We start from the raw sequence: 20,057 nt of genomic DNA, 5'->3' as shown, positions 1-20,057 counted from the left end.
CTTATTCAATTAGCGAATAGTGTCAACACCCTTTCCACCTCGTCGGCCGTGGCCTCCGTGAGCAGGAAGCGCTTCGACTCGTCCAGCATATAAAGCGCGGGCAGGGAGCGAAAGAGGAAGCCGTCGGCCGGCATGACGGTCAGGTCGCGGTCGTAGCCGTTGATCCAGCGCGGGGGCACGTACGGGGCATGCGCTGCCCACTGCGCTGAGTCATTGTCCGGATAGATGGCCAGCACCTGCAGTTGTCCTTCGTCAATGAGGCGGTTGATCGGCTCAGAGCTTGCCAGTCGACGGGTCAGCGCCTCACAGTCCTCGCACGTCGGGTCGTAGAAGTAGACCAGCACGCGCGGTGCCGTGAGTGCGTGTAGGGTAGCTGTGACGCCGGAGGCCTGCGCGTAGGTGAAATCGCCAGCTATAGCCGTCGAATCATTCGTTCCGCTGTCCGCCCTCAGTCCGCCCCAGGCCGTGGCCGCAACCAGTATGCTCAAAAGGAGTTTCCGACTATTCATTTGTAAAACATTTCAATAGGACAAAAGTAGTCATCTGTTTGGAATGGCTTTTCGTTTAATGACGCAGCTTTTCAACACTACGGCCTGGAGGCGTGATCCCGTTTTATCGATCGATGGCGAGGGAGGGAGAATGAAGAGGTTGTTTGAGTCGATAGAGCGTTCGTTTTACGTAACGTGAGTTCGACGAAAGAAAGAGATACCCTTATTCATATAGAGAATATCATTGATAGCATGTTGTAACGGCCAACAAGTTCTCCGAAGCACTTGCGGGACTCCCGCAAACGCCAAGGCAAACGCCGCGAGACTTGCGGGACTCCCGCAAACGCCAAAGTAAATGCCGGGAAACTTGCGGGACTCCCGCAAACGCCAAAGCAAATGCCGGGAGACTTGCGGGAGTACCCGCAAAAGCCAAGGCAAACGCCGGGAGACTTGCGGGACTCCCGCAAACGCCAAAGTAAATGCCGCGAGACTTGCGGGAGTACCCGCAAACACCCAGAAGTTCTTCGAGGCACTTGCAACAGTGTTGTAGGCATTTCCAAAAACGTTTTGGTCGGGCTTCCGTAGGAACTCTCTGCGGGCTTTATTCTTACACTGAACTCATGTTACGTAAGCGATCCTCCCGTTGAGCGACTCATTGGCTTGCCTGTGACCCAGCGGCTCCACCCGAGCGACTCGCTGACAGGATAGAGAGCGTGAGCGGGCGGATTGTTGGGCTCGCACGGATGATTGCTGCGTCGGAAGGGCGTGAAAAGTGGCTCGAAAAAGGGCTTAGATGGGGCTTGATAGGCCATCGTCTGCGCGCCTTTCCCCTCTGCGAAGCGCGTCTATCTTTGCGGCCGATTTTTTCGGAGTTGAACTACAGAAACATAATTGAGAGGAACATGCAGAAGAATTTGGTGATCGTAGAGTCGCCAGCGAAGGCCAAAACGATCGAGAAATTTTTGGGGAAAGACTACCGGGTGATGTCCAGCTATGGGCACATCCGCGATCTGAGCACGAAGGAGCTGGGTATCGACGTGGCACACGATTTCAAGCCGCAGTATGTGGTGCCTGAGGAGAAGAAGAAATTAGTGGCGGAGCTGAAGAAGGCGTCGCAGGATGCGCGTGAGGTGTTGCTCGCATCCGATGAGGACCGCGAGGGAGAGGCCATCGCGTGGCACCTCAGTGAGGCGCTCGAACTGTCGCCCGACCGCACGCAGCGCATCGTCTTTCACGAGATCACGAAGCCGGCCATCCTGCATGCGCTCGACACGCCGCGAGGCATCGACATCAACCTCGTCAATGCCCAACAGGCGCGGCGTGTGCTGGATCGTATCGTGGGCTTTGAACTCTCGCCGGTGCTGTGGCGCAAGGTCAAGCCGGCGCTGTCGGCCGGACGTGTGCAGTCGGTGGCTGTGCGACTGATCGTGGAGCGGGAGCGCGAGATTGCGCGGTTCGTGTCCGAGGCGTCGTTTCGTGTCGTGGCCTCGTTCCTGTTGCCCGACGGAAAGACGCTGCTCAAGGCTGAGCTGAACCGAAGGCTGAAGGATCGCGACGAGGCCGAAGCCTTCCTCCGCGCCTGTCAGCGTCCCGAGGCGGCGTTCACGATCGAAGACACCACGAAGCGCCCGGTGAAGAAGTCGCCCGCACCGCCCTTCACCACCTCTACGCTACAGCAGGAGGCGGCCCGCAAGCTGGGCTTCTCCGTGGCGCAGACCATGATGGTGGCTCAGCGACTGTATGAATCCGGGTTCATCACCTACATGCGTACCGACTCGTTTAACCTCAGCGACATGGCGCTCACGGCCTCGCGCCAAGCCATCACCGAGGAGTACGGCGAACGTTATCACCGCCTGCGCCACTACCACACCAAGAGCAAGGGTGCACAGGAGGCACACGAGGCCATTCGTCCCACCAACATGCAGGCGCCAACGATCAGTGCCGGCGCACAAGAGATGAAGCTGTACGACCTGATCTATAAACGTACCATAGCCTGCCAGATGGCTGACGCCGAACTGGAGCGCACGACGGTCTCGATCGGTATCGGAGGACTCACGGACAAGTTCGTGGCCGTGGGCGAGGTGATCAAGTTCGACGGCTTCCTGCGCGTCTATCGCGAGAGTACGGACGACGAGGCCGATGCGCCGGAGCAGGAAACGAAACTGCTGCCCACGGTGAACGTTGGCGACCGCCTCACGGCTCGCGAGATCATCGCCACGGAGCGCTTTACGCAGCGTCCACCCCGATACACCGAGGCCGGGCTGGTGCATCGCATGGAGGAGCTTGGGATCGGCCGCCCCTCGACGTATGCACCGACGATCCAGACGATCCAGAACCGCGAGTATGTGGTGCGTGGCGATAAGCCGGGCGAGGAGCGGAAGTTCCGCGTGCTGACGCTCACGGACGGCGAGATCGCGGAGGAGGTGAAACGAGAAACGGTAGGCGCCGACCGCAACAAACTGCTGCCGACGGACGTGGGCACGGTGGTCAACGACTTCCTCACCGAGTCCTTCCCCGAGGTGATCGATTACCACTTCACGGCCAACGTGGAGAAGGAGTTTGACGCCATTGCGGAGGGCACGATGGAATGGACCGAAGCGATGGATCGCTTCTACAAATTCTTCCACCCGATCGTGGAGAAGACGCTGGCCATGCGCACGGATCATCGGGCGGGCGAGCGCCAGTTAGGCATCGATCCCAAGAGCGGGCAGCCGGTCTCAGTCAAGATCGGGCGCTACGGCCCCGTGGCGCAGATCGGGCAGCCGGATCCGGACAACAAGTCGGCCGCGAAGCCGCGTTTCGCTTCACTGATGAAGACGCAGTCCATCGAAACCATCACGCTCGAGGAGGCACTGGAGCTGTTCAAGTTGCCGCGCGTCATCGGCGAATATGAGGGCAAAGAGATGGTGGCCGCCACGGGGCGCTTCGGGCCTTTTGTCCGCTTCGACGGCCTCTTCGTTTCCATCCCCAAGCCGCTCGAACCGACTTCCATCACGCCCGACGAGGCCATCGCGCTGATCGAAGAGAAACGCACGAAGGAGTCGCAGCGACACATCAAAACGTTCGCCGAAGAGCCGGGGCTGGAGATCCTCAACGGTCGCTATGGCGCGTACATCGCCTTCGAGGGGTCGAACTATCGGCTTCCGAAAGACGTTGTCCCGGCTGATCTCACGCTGGAGGATTGCCGTCGGATCATTGCCGAGGCGGCCGACAAGCCCAAGCGGCGTGTGCCGCGGCGTCGGTCGAACGGCTGACAGAGAAACGAAAAGTGGAGTTAGGCCGGAGGCAGCTTCGGCCGCCAGCGAAGTTAAACCGGGTACATGTGGGGGCGTTCCCATTATGTACCCGGCTTTGTTTTTATGGCCCATCAAGAATGACGGACAAATCATTCCTGATGGGCCATAAATTTCATACGGAAGGCTGTACCCGCTGCTTATTATTCCTCGTCATGCCGCATGACGGGCCCGCTGGGTCGCAGGCTCCTCAAAATGCGGCATGACGGGCTCGCTGGCACGCAGGCTCCTCAGAATGTCGCATGACGGGCCCGCTGGCTCGCAGGCTCCTCAAAATGTCGCATGACGGGCTCGCTGGCACGCAGGCTCCCCAGAATGTCGCATGACGGGCCCGCTGGCACGCAGGCTCCTCAAAATGTCGCATGACGGGCTCGCTGGCACGCAGGCTCCTCAAAATGTCGCATGACGGGCCCGCTGGCACGCAGGCTCCCCAGAATGTCGCATGACGGGCCCGCTGGCACGCAGGCTCCTCAAAATGCGGCATGACGGGTCCGCTGGCACGCAGGCTCCCCAGAATGTCGCATGACGGGCCCGCTGGCACGCAGGCTCCTCAGAATGTCGCATGACGGGGAGGCTTACTTCGGGCGGATGCTAAAGTGATGCGATGATGGTGGGCGTGGCTACATCCGCCGGAAAGAATACGCCGGGCCGCCGTCCGATTCGTAGTGGTTCGACAGCCAAAGCTCGTCGGCATTCAAGATGTAGCGGTATTCCGTGCCGCCGATGGTGATGTACTCCCGCTTGTTCCACGGGTGGAAGATGTAGTGCAACGTATTACCCTCTCCGAAGAACGTCAGACCTGTCAGCTCGGCGATGCCGTCGGCGCGGAGGGTGAGGACGTGCTGTCCCGGCGGATAGATGGTGGGTCTGGCGCGGCCATTCTGTTGTTCGACGAGTGTCCACCGACCGAGTAGGGCGGCGGGTGGCGTTTTGCCGATCAGCTCGGGTGCGGTGCGGAAGAGCAAGTAGCTGCGCCCCTCGTTATAGAAGATCTTCAGCCGCGTCCCGTCGGCGGTCAGCTTGAAGCGCTCGGAGCGGTTGAGGGCGTTGCGGTACTTATGGCCGTCGTCTGTTTCGCTCATTTCCGTGCCGCCGATATAGGTGATGCGAATACGATCGCCGTTGGCGTGATAGCGACCAAAGCCTCGATTGAAGGCCAAGGTGATATGCACCTCTCCGCTGCTCAAAAACTGAATTAAGAACCTCGATGATTTGTTCTCCGGAATGGTACTATGAAGCTCGGGCAAATACTGCGAGCCGTCGGCAGTGCGGCCAAAGGCGATGAGCTTCCAAGTGTTGAACAGCTTTTCCGAGAATGGACCGGCCATGAACACGTCTGAGCGGATGAAGAGCAGGTAGTCGTCATTGTCGCCATAGTAGAGTCGGAGCGAGTCATGGTCAGTAGCGGGGCGATACCACTGGACCTGCCGCAGGGCGTCGATGTAGCGACGGCCAAGGGCGCTCTCGCCAGCGGTTGTTGGCTCGGCGTCGAAGGTGAGCGTCAGGAGAGGTCCGTCGGTGCGGAAGGTACCGGAGAGGCGGTGCGTGGATGCGCAGCCCGTCCACGTCCGTTCCTCGAGGAAGATCAGGCTGAAGCGGTCGTCGCCGGTGGGTGCGACGGGTGTCAGCGAGCCATCGGAGATGCGGCCAAATCCGGCCAGTCTCCAGTGATGGAGCAGGAACGAAGTGACGGGGCGCTCGGGTTGGGGCGTGGGATCAGGGTCGGGATCGGGCGGAAGGTTGGAGAAATAGAGGCAGCGCCGACCGCCGGCGTAGTAGATCTTCAGCGAGTGGTAGGCCGTATCGATCTCGAAGCGCTCGATGTGGCGGAGGGCATTGCGGAGGCGTCGGGAGAGCTGGGGCAGGGCGGCCTCGTCGATGTCGGCGAGGGTGATGCGGAGCGTGGAGTCGGTCAGTGTGTAGCGGCCGCTGACGTCACGTCCGTAGAAGGTGCTGTCGGCGCGGAAGGTCAGCGTGTAGATGGCCGTATCGATCGTCTCCGAGGCGTACGCCGATAGGTTGCGGATAGCCACCAGGCGCCAAGTGTCCTCGATGGGGTTACGGCCAGGCGTCGGCGTCTGCGGGGTCGGGGGATTCGGGTTCGGCGTCGGGGTGGGCGTCGGATCGTCGTTGCAGGCTGCCCAAACCAAGGCGAAGAGCAGCAGGGCGAGAAGCCCGCGGAGGGTAGTTTTCGTTTCCATTATCGTGCATTGTTTAGTGTGAGGCATGTATGTGTAGGCTATCGTCCAAATGTTGGACGCCGTTGTCTACATCTTGGACAACAAAGGAAGGGCATTCGCTGCGTAACCGGTTGAGAATAATACGTTGGGCGCCGGTGGCATCGTTGTTGGATAAAACATGGAGGGTAGGCCGCGGGCTTCACGCTCCGTCTTCCACCTATTAAAATTGATTGAGAAGCTGTTTGGAATTTATTTCGGAGGCTATCGGGAGTATGTTTCTGATGATTTTGTTTCATCATTAGACGAGCATAGCGAGCTATGTGAGGATTAATGATGGGACAAAAGGGCAGAAACAGGCCTCGATAGACCCGAAATAGAAGAGGGAAAGCTCCGACCAAATGGCTTCTTAAAATGATCACTCAATAAATTCAAAACAGCTTCTCATATGATCCTTCTGAGACGATTACTAAAAAGCAAGTCCCTGCGCATGGTGAACGTGGCGGGGCTAGCGGTGGTCTTTGCTTGCATGCTCTTGTCGTATGCCTACGTGGCTTACGAATGCAGCTACGATCGCTTCCACACGAAGGCCGACCGCATCTATCGGCTCTCGCTGCGCACGGAGGGCGAGCCCGTCGACGTGCGTATTCATGGCTTTGAGACGGCCGACGCGCGGACGGCGGGCGTCAGCGGCATTGAGTCTGTGGTGCGGATGTACAAGGCCGACGGCTGCGAGATCCGCCACGAGGGCCACATCGACCTGCCCGGACCCTTCTACTTCGTGAGCGGAAACTTCCTCGACGTCTTCGACCTCCGACTGATCGACGGCGATCCCCGCACGGCGCTCGACACGCCCGACAAGGTCCTGATCAGTCGCAGCTATGCCCGCCGACTCTTCGGCGAGGCGTCGGCCGTGGGGCGTGAGCTGACGCTGGCTGGTGGACGACTGTATGCCGACCGCCAGATGTTCGTGGGCGGTGTGTATGAAGATCTGCCTGAGACGTCGCACTTCCACTCCGACCTGTTCGTGCGGCTGCCGGACGAGGATGCGGGCATGTTCACCTACGTCTACCTGCTGCTTAGCCCCGGCACACGCCCGGACGCCGTCGCACGAGGCATCGCCGCCAACATGCGCCGGCTGGGCGCTACGGACGATCCGCGGCCCGAGAGCCCGATGCTTTTCCCCCTCACCGACATCCACCTGCGCAGCCACTTCCAACGCGAACACGAGCCCAACGGAAACATCCTTTACCTCTACCTCATTGCCGGCGCTAACGTCATGCTGCTCGTGATCGTCCTCTTCAACCTCTGGCTTAACGCCGGACTGATCTTCGCCTTCAACCGACGCTATTACCAACTGCTGAGGCTGAATGGCGCCTCGTCGCGTCGGGTGCTCATCGACGAGATGATGATCGCCGGCGTCGTCGGAGGGCTGGCGGTGGCCGCCGGATGGGGGTTGGCGCAGGTCGTGGCGGCGCGATGGGCCGGAGCGGTCCCTGTCGGCGTGGTCGTGGGGATGAGCGCGGCGTTCGTGGCGATCGTCGTGGGCGTCTCCGTAGTGCCAGTCGTTGCGCGGATGTCGTCCACGCGGTTCCTGAGCATGCGGGCCGATCCGCGCGGTGGGGGCGTGGCGCTGTCGGGCGTCAAATACATGCTTATTGGGCAGTATGCCATTGTGCTTTTCGTGACGATCGTCAGTGTGTGCATCTCGCGACAGGTGGGGCGGATCCGCAGCTCGCAAGTGGGCGGACGAGAGCCGGCCGTGCTCGTCATGCAGTCGCAACCGATCGACGTCACGCGGCGCTTCGGGCTCTTGCGCTCCGAACTGCTGAAGCAACCGGGTATCGAGGCCGTGACGACGGCCATGCAGCTGCCCGGATCTGCCATCCGTGACGGGGTGATGGTGCAAAAAGAAGGCGAGAGCGAGGACAACGTGCGCCGCCTCGCTGTGCTGGTGGTGGGCGACGACTTCCTGCCCTTCTTTCGACTCCGCCCCGTGGCCGGCGAAGCCTTCGGGCGACTGCACCACACGGCCGATGAGGAGGAGCGCATGCTGGTCGCCGCCGCCCAGGGCCACCGCACGGACAACGGATCGGAGCAGTATATCGTGAACCGCAGCGCGGCCGAGGCGCTTGGTTTCCGCACGCCCGACGAGGCCATCGGCCAGCAGCTGCGCATCCGAACCGGCAACGGCGGGCTGGACTATATTGACCGCGGCACGATCGTGGGCGTCACGGACGACTTCAATTACACCACCTCGTTCGAGGTCACCCAGCCGCTGCTGGTCGTCCACCGTGCTTTTTTCCAGCATTGCCTCATGGTGCGGCTCGATCCGGACCGCAGGGACGAGGCGCTTGACAGTTTTCGGCGCGTCTGGGCGGCCGTGAATCCGGGCTACCCCGCGCAGTACACCTACCTCAGCGACGTCTACGACGGCGTCTATGCCAGCGAACGCTACGCCGAGCGCCTCACGCGGATCTTCGCGGCGCTTTGCCTGGCCGTTGCGACGCTGGGGCTGATCATCGTCATGGCGTTTGTCATCCGCCGGCGGACGAAGGAGATCGGCATCCGCAAGATCAACGGCGCGCGACCGTCGGACATCGTCCGTATGCTCAACTACCGGTTCGTCCTCTGGATCGGCGTGGCCTTCCTCCTGGCCGCACCCGCCGCCTACCTGCTGATGACGCGCTGGCTGGAGAACTTCGCCGCTCCGGCGCCCCTCGACTGGTGGCTCTTTGGGCTCACGGGCCTCGGTGTGCTGGTCATTTCGGTGGCCGCCGTCTCGTGGCAGAGCTGGCGCGCCGCTACGATCAACCCTGTGGACACGTTGAAGCTCGAATAAGTGTCCATTTTGAAGGCGAATGAGAGGCTGCCGATGGTGAAAAATTTTACGACGAGGGCGTCTGAGCAAAAAGACACCCCGTTGGAGAGTCCATTGAGGGTGTCTGAGCAAAAAGACACCTCGTTGGAGAGTCCATTTGGGGCGTCTGAGCAAAAAGACACCCCGTTGGAGAGTCCATTTGGGGCGTCTGAGCAAAAAGACGCTTCGTTGGAGAGTCCATTGGGGGCGTCTGAGCAAAAAGACGCCCCGTTGGAGAGTCCATTTGGGGTGTCTGAGCAAAAAGACACCTCGTTGGAGAGTCCATTGAGGGTGTCTGAGCAAAAAGACGCCCCGTTGGAGAGTCCATTGGGGGTGTCTGAGCAAAAAGACGCCCCGTTGGAGAGTCCATTTGGGGCGTCTGAGCAAAAAGACACCCCGTTGGAGAGTCCATTTGGGGCGTCTGAGCAAAAAGACGCCCCGTTGGAGAGTCCATTTGGGGCGTCTGAGCAAAAAGACGCCTCGTTGGAGAGTCCGACGGTAGTGTCTTTGCATCAGCGGCCCCTAAAATGGTTTCCAACGGCAGCGCCTTCGGGTCATTGGCCCCAAAAATGTTTTCCGACGGTAGCGCTTTCGGGTCATTGGCTCTTGAAATGGTTCCCAACGGCAGCGCCTTCGGGTCATTGGCTCTTGAAATGGTTCCCGACGGTAGCACCTTCGGGTCATTGGCTCCCAAAATGGTTTCCAACGATAGCGCCTTCGGGTCAGCGGCCCCTATAATTTTTTTCAGAGAAAACTGTAACAAACGACGCGCAAGTGCGTCTCAATGAGTAGAAACAACCTAACGTATAACGAATATGGAATCAAGAACAGTGAAGATCAGCTTGGTGGCTGCGGCTGCCTTACTTGTGACAACGGGATGCATCGCCCGCGGACTGCGACGCGAAAAGGGCCCGTCCGTGGAACAAACGCGTGAGGTGGCTGCCTACACGGCCATCCAAACGGGCGGCGGCATCGATGTGGTACTCTCCGACGAACTGAAGGCGGGCCAAATCGTGGTCGTGGCCAGTGAAAAGATGCAAGATCAGATCCTCACGGAGGTGGAGGGTGGCGAACTGAATATCCGTCTGCGGCCCTCACTCCTCGGGTGGTTCGGTCCGGGACCGATGAAGGTCATCGTGCCCAACACGGGCACCCTCACGCGGCTCCGGGCGTCGGGTGGCAGCGACATTTGGGCCGATCAGGTCATGCTGCGCGGCAGCTCGCTGGAGATCGGATGCTCCGGCGGATCGGATTTTAAGGGCAAGGTCACGGTCAATGAGCTTGACGTGGCTTGCAGCGGCGGCTCGGACTTCAAGGGCGAAGTGACCGCTACGACCTGCCGCTTCGAGGCCTCGGGCGGCTCCGATCTCGCGCTCTCCGGCAGCGCCAAGGAGTGCCAAGTGGACCTCTCCGGCGGATCAGACATGGACGCCAAGCGCTTCGAGGTCGGCGACTATGAGCTCTCAGCCAGCGGCGGGAGCGACGCCACGGTGCTCTGCACGGGCCATCTGACCGCCTCAGCCTCGGGCGGCTCCGACGTGCGCTACTCGGGGGACTGCCAGGCGACGACGTCGGACGACGTCTCGTCCAGTGTCAAGCGTCGGCGCTGAAGAAGCAGCCGATAGGATGGCCCTTCGGGGGCCGCATGGGGGGCTTTGCTCGTGGCGACGGACAGTTGCCCGACAAAGCCCTCCTCCTATCTTTGCCGCCCTTTATGAAATCGCTCAGAGAACTTTACAAGATTGGTAACGGGCCCTCCAGCAGCCATACGATGGGCCCCCAACGGGCCGCCCGAGCCTTCGCCGCGGACTCGCCCGGCGCACACGCCTTCCGTGTCACCCTCTACGGCAGCCTGGCTGCCACCGGACGCGGTCACTTGACCGACCAAGCCATCCTCCAAGTGCTTCAACCCCTCGCGCCGACGGAGATCGTCTGGCGCCCGGACGTCGTACTCCCCTTCCATCCGAACGGCATGTGCTTCGAGGCCCTCGAGGCCGACGGAGAGACCGTCGCACTCAGCCGCACCGTCTACAGCATCGGCGGCGGAGCCCTCTCCGACGGCCATTCGCGCGCCGAAACGACGCCCGACATCTACCCCCTGACCACCATCGCCGACATCCTCGCCCGCTGCGAACGCGAGGGCAGCACCTATTGGGAGTACGTCGAGGAATGTGAGGGCGCGGGCATCTGGGACTACCTCCGGGAGGTCTGGCAGGTCATGTGCGCGGGCATCGAACGGGGGTTGAACAACGAGGGCGTCCTGCCCGGCGGCATCGGTGTGCGCCGCAAAGCCGCCACGTACTACGTCAAGGCCAAGGGTTACATCGGCAGCCTCAATTCGCGCGGCCACATCTATGCTTACGCCTTGGCCACGTCCGAAGAGAACGCCTCGGGCGGCCGCATCGTCACTGCGCCCACATGCGGCTCCAGCGGCGTGCTGCCCGCCGTGCTCTATCACATCGCTAAGGCACACGAATCCCGAGAAATCCGCATCCTGCGGGCCTTAGCGACGGCCGGTTTGTTTGGAAACATCGCCAAGGAGAACGCCTCGATCTCCGGCGCAGAGGTGGGTTGCCAGGGGGAGGTCGGCGTGGCCTGCGCCATGGCCGCCGCAGCCGCCTGTCAGCTCTTCGGCGGCACCCCGGGACAGATCGAATATGCGGCCGAGATGGCCCTCGAACATCACCTCGGCCTCACCTGCGACCCCGTCTGCGGCCTCGTGCAAGTGCCCTGCATCGAGCGCAACGCCGTGGCCGCCGCGCGCGCCCTCGACGCGAACGTCTATGCGGTCTACTCCGACGGCAAACACCGCGTCAGCTACGACCGCGTGGTGGAAGTCATGAAAGAGACGGGCCACGACATCCCCAGCCTCTACAAAGAGACCTCCGAGGGAGGGCTGGCCAAGAACGCAATCCTCTAACCCTGCCTTATGGAAATCATTCTCATCCTCGGACTCATCCTCCTCAACGGACTGCTTTCGATGGCCGAGATCTCGCTCGTATCGGCCCGCAAAGCCAGACTCGAATCGCAGGTCAAGAAGGGCAAGCGCTCGGCGCAGAAGGCCCTAGACCTGGCCCAGAAGCCCGATCAGTTCCTCTCCACCACCCAGATCGGCATTACGCTCATCGGCATCCTCACGGGTCTCTTCTCTGGCGAGGCTTTCGCCCGAGATCTGGCCGGTGTGCTCGCCCGTGTGCCGGGGCTTGAGCCTTATGCGGTCGGGATATCCAAGCTGACGATCGTTGTCATTGTCACCTACCTCACGCTTGTGCTCGGTGAGCTTGTGCCGAAGCGTATCGGAATGAATTTCGCTGAGCAGGTGGCCGAACTTGTGGCTCGGCCGATGGACATCCTCTCCAAGGTGGCTTCGCCGATCGTATGGGTGCTTTCGAAGAGTACGCAGGGCGTGATCCTCCTGCTCGGGCTCAATCGCACGGGCGAGAATAAGGTGACCGAGGAGGAGATTCGGGCCGTCGTGCAAGAAGGCTTCGACAGCGGCGAGGTGCAAGACGTGGAGCAGGACATCGTGGAGCGCGTCTTCACCCTCGGCGACCGCGACGTCGGCTCGATCATGACCCACCGCAGCGACCTCATTTGGCTCAACATGCAGGACGGCATGGACGCCATCCGTCGGAAGGTCAAGGAGAACCTTTACAACGTCTACCCCGTAGCCTCGGAACGCTTCGACAACATTGTCGGCGTGGTCTTCCTCAAGGATTTATTCGGGCGCATTGATCAGCCCGACTTCACGCTGCAGCAGGTGCTCCGTCCGGCACAGTTCGTCCCCGAGAGCCAGAGCGTCTACAACGCCCTCGAACAGTTCAAACAAGCGCGAGTGAAGTACGGCATCGTCACCGATGAATTTGGTGGCGTGCAGGGGCTCGTCACACTGGCCGATATTGTGGAGGCACTCATTGGTCAATTGCCCGACGTGGACGAGGAGTTAGAGATCAAGCAGCGCGCCGATGGCAGTTGGCTCGTCGACGGACAATACTCCTTCTACAACTTCCTCGAGTATTTCGACATGGAGGATCTCTATGCCGACTACGACTACAACACCCTCAGCGGCCTGATCCTCGAGCTGCTTGAGCGCGTGCCCAAAACGGGCGACACGTTCAGCTGGCAGTGCTTCGACTTCGAGATTGTCGACATGGATCGCGCCCGCATCGACAAAGTGCTGGTCAAGAAGCATCCCGTGGCGAACACCTGATGGTCTCCGCGCATAACTAAACCCATAACATCCTCAAACGCCCCCTCATCGAATGAAATCGAACCGAACCTTCCGCCCCCACCGGGGCGCCCAGCCCGACGACCGTCAGCCGCGTGGCCAACGCGTCACCGTACGCGAGGCTTCGCCCCTCTTGCCCTTCCTTTTTGCTCACCTCACCGACCGCAGCCGGAGCGCCGTCAAGAGCCTCCTGCGCCACGGGCAGATCTGGGTCAACGGACGGGTCACGACCCATTTCGACATGCCGCTCCGTCCCGGCGATACCGTCCTCATCAGTCATGAGCGCGGCCGCCCCGCCTTCAATAGCCCCTACCTCAGGATCGTCTGGGAGGACGAATCGCTCATCGTCATCGACAAGCGTGACGGCTTGCTCTCCGTCTCCGACTCCGTGGCGCAGGAGCGCACCGCCTGGGCCATCCTCTCGGCCTACGTCCGCGAGCAAGACCCGAGGAACCGAATCTTTGTCCTCCACCGCCTCGACCGCGGCACATCCGGCCTGATGATGTTCGCCCGCAACAAAGGCGTGCAGGAGAAGATGCGGGAGGGATGGGCCGACATCGTCACACGGCGCTCATACGTGGCTGTTGTCGAGGGTGTGCCAGAGCCTGCGGAGGACACGCTGCGGAACTTCCTCGCTGAAAACAGTCGCATGAAGGTCTATTGCACTGACGCCCTGCATGGCAAGGAGGCCGTCACGCACTATCGCGTCCTCAAGGCCGCGAGCGACTGTGCCTTGGTGGAGTTCACGCTCGAGACTGGCCGCAAGAATCAGATCCGTGCGCAGATGGAAGCCTTCGGTCACCCCATTGCTGGAGACCCTAAATACGGCGCCCAGACCGATCCCGCGGAGCGTCTCATGCTGCACGCCTGTCGGCTGTGGTTCATCCACCCCGAGACGGGTCGTGAGATGCGTTTCGATACGCCCATTCCCACCGTCTTTTCCGCCCAAGTGCGCGATCGCGAGTAGGAAGTCGTTTAGGCACCCCATGCGGTGTGTTTTACGCCTAAATGTCAGTTTTGAGGTGACAAGATTGCTGAGAGATTATGTCTAATTGTCAGTCGACGCCCACTCTGCGATGCGTTTAGGACTCCAGTTGACGATTAGACAGACGAACGTGCCCCAGAGTGGGTACCCGCTTACGGTTAACGTGAGTCCGATGTAAGCAGAGAGCTTCCACGGAAGTCACGCGAGGGCCAAAACGTTTTTGGAAATGCTTGCAGCGTTCCTGCAAACTCCAGAAAGTTTTTCGAGGTCTTTGCAGCGTTCCTGCAAACGCCAAAAAGTTTTTCGAAGCACTTGCAGCATTCCTGCAAATTCCAGAAAGTTTTTCGAGGCCTTTGCAGCATTCCTGCAAACTCCAGAAAGTTTTTCGAGGCCTTTGCAGCATTCCTGCAAACTCCAAAAAGTTTTTCGAGGCCTTTGCAGCGTTCCTGCAAACTCCAGAAAGTTTTTCGAGGCCTTTGCAGCGTTCCTGCAAACTCCAGAAAGTTTTTCGAGAGACTTGCAACAGTGTTGTAAACGCCAAAAAGTTTTTCGTGGGACTTGCAACAGTGTTGCAAACGCCGAAAAGTTCTTCGTGAGACTTGCAACAGTGTTGCAAACGCCAGAAAGTTTTTCGTGGGACTTGCAACAGTGTTGCAAACGCCAGAAAGTTTTTCGAGAGACTTGCAACAGTGTTGCAAACTCCAAAAAGTTTTTCGTGGGACTTGCAACAGTGTTGCAAACGCCAGAAAGTTTTTTGTGGGACTTGCAACAGTGTTGCAAGCGTTTCCAAAAACACTTTGGCTGTCACAGTGCGCTATCCAAGACATTCTCCAGAAATAAGGAACCTCATTCTTTCGTCGAACACACGTTCAGTTAGAACTCCGGATTTCAAGGGCGACCAGCGCCCGTAAGTCCTTTCTTCTACTTTTGCGCGCCCAAGGGCCGCAGGGCCTATACGTATTTATGTAAGAGAGAAAAGAAATGCAGTTGTCGATAGACAGTAAAGAGTTTGACAAGTTTTTGATGGTAGGCGACAAGGTGCTGGTCAAGCCGACGAATCCGCAGGTGAAGACGAAGTCCGGGCTGCTCCTTCCGCCCTTGGTGCAGGAAGGCGAAAAGCTACAGACGGGCTATGTGATCCGCACCGGACCGGGTTATCCGCAGCCCTCGCACGTGGACGAGGACGAGGCGTGGAAGAAGAAGGACAACCGCAGCGCCTACATCTCCCTGCAAGCCCATGAGGGCGACTTGGCCGTCTACATGCAGAGCGCCGCTTATGAGGTAAGCATCAATCAGGAGAAGTTTCTCATCCTGCCCCACTCCGCCATCCTCATGTTGGTGCGCGACAAGGATTTGTTTGAATGAATAGGACTACGTGATATGAACAGAATCGTAAGCAAGGAACATTTCTCACCCCATGTGGTGAAGCTCGAAGTCGAGGCTCCGCTGATCGCACGGTCGCGCAAGGCGGGACATTTCGTCATCGTACGCGTAGGGGAGCAAGGCGAGCGCATTCCGCTGACCATCGCTTCCGCGGATACATCGCGGGGCACGATCACGCTGGTGGTGCAAGCCGTCGGGCGATCGTCGAAGAAGCTCTGCGCCCTCGATGAGGGCGACGCGGTGACGGACGTTGTCGGGCCGCTCGGGCAGGCTACCCACATTGAGCGCGTGGGCACTGTTGTTTGCGCCGGTGGAGGCGTCGGCGTAGCGCCTTTGCTACCTATCGTGGAGGCCTTCCATAAGGCTGGTAACCGCGTGATTGTGGTGCTGGCCGCTCGCACGAAGGACTTGATCATCCTTGAAGACCGCATGCGCGCCTGCTCAGACGAGGTGATCATTATGACGGATGATGGGTCGTATGGCACCAAGGGACTCGTCACGCAGGGCGTTGAGTCTGTGATCCAACGCGAGTCCGTCAACCTCTGCGTAACCATCGGGCCAGCCGTGATGATGAAGTTCGTCGCAGCCCTAACGAAGAAATACGAGATCCCGACCGTGGCCTCACTCAACACCATCATGGTGGACGGCACGGGCATGTGCGGCGCCTGTCGTGTGACGGTCGGCGGACGGACGAAGTTCGTCTGCGTCGACGGCCCCGAGTTCGACGCCCATCAGGTGGACTTTGACGAGATGATGATGCGCCTTCGCTCTTACAAGGAGGAGGAACAGAAGTAGAACGCCAGAAACGATAGACAGCATGGAAACCATACCGACCGTCGCCGACCGTCGCGCCGAATCGTGGCGCGAGGAACTTCGACAGGGCATGAAAGCCAAGGAACGCACCGCCATCCATCGGGTGGAGATGAACGAGCTCGACCCCGATTATCGCAGCCATAACAACGAAGAGGTGAACCAAGGCCTGACCGAGGAGCAGGCCTTACGTGAGGCGCAGCGTTGCCTCGATTGCGTGACGCCGACCTGCATGGAGGGTTGCCCGGTGAGCATACAGATCCCCTCATTCATTAAGAATATCGAGCGCGGCAACTTCCTCGAGGCTGCCCGCGTGCTGAAAGAAACAAGCGCACTGCCAGCCGTCTGTGGCCGCGTCTGTCCGCAGGAGAAGCAGTGTGAAAGTCGCTGCGTGCATGTGAAGATGAAGAAGGCGCCCGTGGCCATCGGTTACTTGGAGCGCTTTGCCGCCGACTATGAGCGCGAGAGTGGACAGATAGCCGTCCCTGAGTGTGCGCCATCGAAGGGCATTAAGATCGCCGTCGTCGGATCGGGCCCAGCGGGGCTGTCTTTTGCTGGCGACATGGCCAAGCGCGGCTATGACGTAACCGTCTTTGAGGCGCTTCACGAGATCGGCGGTGTGTTGAAGTACGGTATCCCCGAGTTCCGTCTGCCGAATCGCATCGTGGAGGTGGAGATTGACGGGCTGCGGAAGATGGGCGTGCAATTCATCACGAACTGCATCGTAGGCAAGACGATCAGCTACGACGATCTGCACGCCGACGGCTTCCGCGGCATCTTCGTAGCCAGTGGAGCCGGTCTGCCGAACTTTATGAACATCCCGGGCGAGAACTTGATCGGCGTCATGTCGTCCAACGAATACCTCACCCGCGTGAATCTCATGCACGCCGCTTCGACGGACGCCGATACGCCTGTCTTCAAGGGCAAGCACGTGGCTGTGATTGGTGGCGGCAACACGGCGATGGACTCTGTACGCACGGCGCGCCGCCTCGGTGCTGCCCGCGCCATGATCGTCTATCGCCGCAGCGAAGAGGAGATGCCTGCACGCATCGAGGAGGTGAAGCACGCCAAGGAAGAGGGCGTGGAGTTCTTGACGCTCCATAACCCGATCGAATACCTTGGCGACGAGAACGGACGTGTGAAGCACATGCGCCTCCAACGCATGGAGCTGGGTGAACCCGACGCTTCGGGGCGGCGCCGACCGGTACCAGTGGAGGGTGCAGTGGAAACAATCGACGTGGACGAAGTGATCGTCAGTGTGGGTGTTTCGCCCAACCCACTCATCCCGCAGGCCTTCGCAGGATTGGAGATCTCGAAACGGGGCACGATCATTGTAGGTGAGGCAGACATGCGTTCGTCGCTTGCGGATGTCTACGCCGGCGGCGACATCGTGCGCGGCGGCGCTACGGTGATCCTTGCTATGGGTGACGGGCGGCGCGCTGCTGCCGCAATGGACGAAGCCTTGCAGGAGCACAAATCGTGAATTAAATGTAAAAAGCAGCCTTTCTTGAGGAGTGCCCAAAACAATCCAACGGTGGGGCTGTTTCATATAGCGAATTTTGATTCTATGTTTTTTTAATTGCTACAGGTATGAAAAAGAAATTGCTTTATTGTGGAATCGCAGCTTTGACGCTGGGATTCGTATCGTGTAACCAAAACGCGAAGAACGCTGAGAACGCAGAAAATGCGGACAGCGCAATGGTAGCTGAGCAGCCCGCTGAGGCTCCGGCACCTGCATTTGATAAGGTAGGCGCATACGCCGGCACACTGCCCTGCGCAGATTGCAGCGGTCTGGAGACGACCGTAGAACTGATGGGCGACATGACCTACAAGGTGACGCAAGACGCCAAGGGTAAGAAGGACGGTGGCCACAGCGAGGCTGCAGGTAGCTTCACTTGGGATCCTGCAAGCGGCATTATCACGCTGGAGAATGCCGATGCACTGAGCTTCCGCAAGCTGCTGATTGAGGGCGACAACGTGGTAGTCGTAGGCGACGATGGCGCCAAGGCTGCTGAGAACGCTGACAAGTATGTCCTGACCAAGAAGCAACCGGCATAAGGATTTTTGATTTCAACGATAACATGCTTGAAAGCGTGCGGGCCGCGACGGTCTGCACGCTTTTTTTGTTTGCGCCAAACTGAAAAGCATCGTCTTTCGGGCTCTGCGTTGCGCAGGGAGCAAAAAAGGGTGTCTTTTGGAGCCCTGCGTAACGCAGGGAGCAAAAAAGGGTCTCTTTCGGAGCCCTGCGCAACGCAGGAAGCAAAAAAGGGTCTCTTTCGGAGCCCTGCGTTACGCATGGAGCAAAAAAGGGTCTCTTTCGGGCTCTGCGTTGCGCAGGGAGCAAAAGGCATTGCATTTTGGTGGAAGCTGTGAACTGATCTAAGTTCTGTCTTTCTTTGCAGCCCCGATTCACTGGGGAAGAACCTCGCCTCCTCCATTTTCCCGCTACATACACATTATACTATATGTCATTCCACAAGATCCTCTTCCTCGTTTGCCTTACGCCGTGGCTGTCCGGCCTTTCAGCGCAAGACGTGGAGACGACGCAGGCGCCTGACACGCTGCGCCTCCGATTAGACGAAGCGATTCAAATCGCCCTCACCGAAAATCCCACCGTCCGCGTGGCGGATTACGACGTCGAAATCAAAAAAGAAGCCCGACGCGAAGCGCGTGCCGGACTGCTGCCTGAGGCCTCGCTCAGCGCCTCCTACTCGCGCACGCTCAAGAAGCAAACGATGGTCATGGAGTTCGGCGGACAGTCCACCAAGATTCAAATGGGTACGGACAACTCCTACTCGGCCGGCTTATCCATCAACCTGCCCCTCTTTGCACCCGCGCTCTACCGCAGCATCCGGCTTACGGAGGCGGACATCGAGTTGGCCGTGGAGAAGGCGCGTGCATCACGCATCGGCATGGTCAACGAGGTCACGAAGGCCTTCTACCAGCTGCTTCTGGCGCAGGATAGCTACCGTGTGCTGCAAGAAGCCTATGCGCAGGCCGAGGCCAACCTCCGCATCGTCAACGAACGCTTCACGCTGGGGAGCGTCAGCGAGTACGACCGTATCCGCGCCGATGTGCAGGTGCGCAGTCTCAAGCCGGGGCTCGTCTCGGCAGGTAACGGTGTGGCGCTGGCGGGTCTGCAACTGCGTGTGTTGCTCGGGGTGGCTGGCGAACCCATCATCGCTGCCCGCGGCAGTCTGGCGGATTATGAATCGGCCATGAAGCCCGATCAGCCCATCGCCGAGACGCTGGAAAACAACAGCGATCTACGCCAGTTAGACCTCAACTTGGAGCTACTCAGCCACAACGAACGCCTGACGAAGGCCAACTTCCTGCCCACCATCGGCGCCTCCTACAGCTACTCGTATAGCTCGATGAACAACAACTTTCGCATTCGCAACTACTCCTGGTATCCCTATTCGCTCGTCGCGTTGAGCGTCAACATTCCGCTCTTCAAGGCCTCGAACTACCCGAAGCTGCGCAAGGTGCGCCTGCAAATGCAGCAGCTCCGCGAGACACGCCTCAACGCCGAACGTCAGCTCGGTATGCTCGTACAAAACGCTCGAGACAAGATGGCAGCGGCTTATGAACAGCAGGCCAGCAACCGCGAGGGCGTGGCCCAGGCGGAGAAAGGTCGGCTGATCGCCCGCAAACGCTACGAGGTGGGCATGGGCACTATCCTCGAACTCAACGACGCCGAGGTGGCACTCACACAGGCCGAGCTGGCCTATCGCCAAGCCATCTACGACTACCTCACCGCCCGCGCCGATCTGGAGAAGACGCTGGGGAATAACGACCTCGAACACACGATAAATCAGAAATAATAGAACAAC

General features: G+C 59.6%; 14 protein-coding genes. 11 read left to right on the top strand and 3 right to left on the bottom strand.

Annotation, left to right across the window (positions count from 1 at the left end; translation table 11 throughout):
- Nucleotides 1-5: 5 nt before the first annotated feature.
- Nucleotides 6-509, bottom strand: coding sequence for a thioredoxin domain-containing protein (locus tag C7123_RS03615; RefSeq protein ID WP_069175802.1), 504 nt, complete (start codon nt 507-509; stop codon nt 6-8).
- A gap of 881 nt (nt 510-1,390) precedes the next feature.
- On the opposite strand from C7123_RS03615, the gene topA reads away from it, so the two are divergent.
- Nucleotides 1,391-3,742 (top strand): type I DNA topoisomerase, encoded by a 2,352-nt coding sequence (gene topA, locus C7123_RS03610; protein WP_069175801.1) that lies wholly within the window; start codon nt 1,391-1,393, stop codon nt 3,740-3,742.
- A 659-nt stretch (nt 3,743-4,401) separates the two neighbouring features.
- Here the strand turns inward: topA and C7123_RS03605 are convergent.
- On the bottom strand, nt 4,402-5,982 hold the full coding sequence (locus C7123_RS03605; RefSeq protein WP_069175800.1) for an META domain-containing protein: 1,581 nt from the start codon (nt 5,980-5,982) through the stop codon (nt 4,402-4,404).
- Between the two features lie 424 nt (nt 5,983-6,406).
- On the opposite strand from C7123_RS03605, the gene C7123_RS03600 reads away from it, so the two are divergent.
- From C7123_RS03600 to C7123_RS03575, 5 genes are all read left to right on the top strand, one after another.
- Nucleotides 6,407-8,800 carry an FtsX-like permease family protein gene (locus C7123_RS03600; protein ID WP_083206956.1) on the top strand — a complete coding sequence of 798 codons (2,394 nt, stop codon included), beginning with the start codon at nt 6,407-6,409 and terminating at the stop codon, nt 8,798-8,800.
- Between the two features lie 833 nt (nt 8,801-9,633).
- On the top strand, nt 9,634-10,428 hold the full coding sequence (locus C7123_RS03590; RefSeq protein WP_083206954.1) for a head GIN domain-containing protein: 795 nt from the start codon (nt 9,634-9,636) through the stop codon (nt 10,426-10,428).
- A gap of 104 nt (nt 10,429-10,532) precedes the next feature.
- The gene (locus C7123_RS03585) at nt 10,533-11,738 is read left to right on the top strand and encodes an L-serine ammonia-lyase (protein WP_069176417.1); all 1,206 of its coding nucleotides are present in this window, start codon (nt 10,533-10,535) and stop codon (nt 11,736-11,738) included.
- A 9-nt stretch (nt 11,739-11,747) separates the two neighbouring features.
- A complete protein-coding gene (locus C7123_RS03580; RefSeq protein ID WP_037984278.1) occupies nt 11,748-13,028 on the top strand; it encodes a hemolysin family protein in 1,281 nt (426 codons plus the stop codon).
- Nucleotides 13,029-13,080: 52 nt separating this feature from the next.
- Entirely contained in the window at nt 13,081-14,013 is a 933-nt protein-coding gene (locus tag C7123_RS03575) for an RluA family pseudouridine synthase (protein WP_069175796.1), read from the top strand.
- A gap of 115 nt (nt 14,014-14,128) precedes the next feature.
- Here the strand turns inward: C7123_RS03575 and C7123_RS12845 are convergent, their stop codons facing one another.
- Nucleotides 14,129-14,821, bottom strand: coding sequence for a hypothetical protein (locus C7123_RS12845; RefSeq protein WP_216820863.1), 693 nt, complete (start codon nt 14,819-14,821; stop codon nt 14,129-14,131).
- 191 nt (nt 14,822-15,012) lie between these two features.
- On the opposite strand from C7123_RS12845, the gene C7123_RS03570 reads away from it, so the two are divergent.
- From C7123_RS03570 to C7123_RS03550, 5 genes are all read left to right on the top strand, one after another.
- Nucleotides 15,013-15,396, top strand: a complete 384-nt coding sequence (locus C7123_RS03570) for a co-chaperone GroES (RefSeq protein WP_069175795.1) — start codon at nt 15,013-15,015, stop codon at nt 15,394-15,396.
- A 15-nt stretch (nt 15,397-15,411) separates the two neighbouring features.
- Nucleotides 15,412-16,209, top strand: a complete 798-nt coding sequence (locus C7123_RS03565) for a sulfide/dihydroorotate dehydrogenase-like FAD/NAD-binding protein (RefSeq protein WP_069175794.1) — start codon at nt 15,412-15,414, stop codon at nt 16,207-16,209.
- Nucleotides 16,210-16,231: 22 nt separating this feature from the next.
- Nucleotides 16,232-17,707, top strand: coding sequence for an NADPH-dependent glutamate synthase (gltA, locus tag C7123_RS03560; protein ID WP_069175793.1), 1,476 nt, complete (start codon nt 16,232-16,234; stop codon nt 17,705-17,707).
- A 107-nt stretch (nt 17,708-17,814) separates the two neighbouring features.
- A complete protein-coding gene (locus tag C7123_RS03555; RefSeq protein ID WP_037985081.1) occupies nt 17,815-18,282 on the top strand; it encodes a copper resistance protein NlpE in 468 nt (155 codons plus the stop codon).
- 407 nt (nt 18,283-18,689) lie between these two features.
- Entirely contained in the window at nt 18,690-20,048 is a 1,359-nt protein-coding gene (locus tag C7123_RS03550; RefSeq protein WP_069175792.1) for a TolC family protein, read from the top strand.
- The last annotated feature ends 9 nt before the right edge of the window (nt 20,049-20,057 follow it).

The sequence above is a fragment of the Tannerella serpentiformis genome, from assembly GCF_003033925.1.
GTDB lineage: Bacteria > Bacteroidota > Bacteroidia > Bacteroidales > Tannerellaceae > Tannerella > Tannerella serpentiformis.
This window is presented reverse-complemented; position numbering and strand designations above follow the sequence as displayed.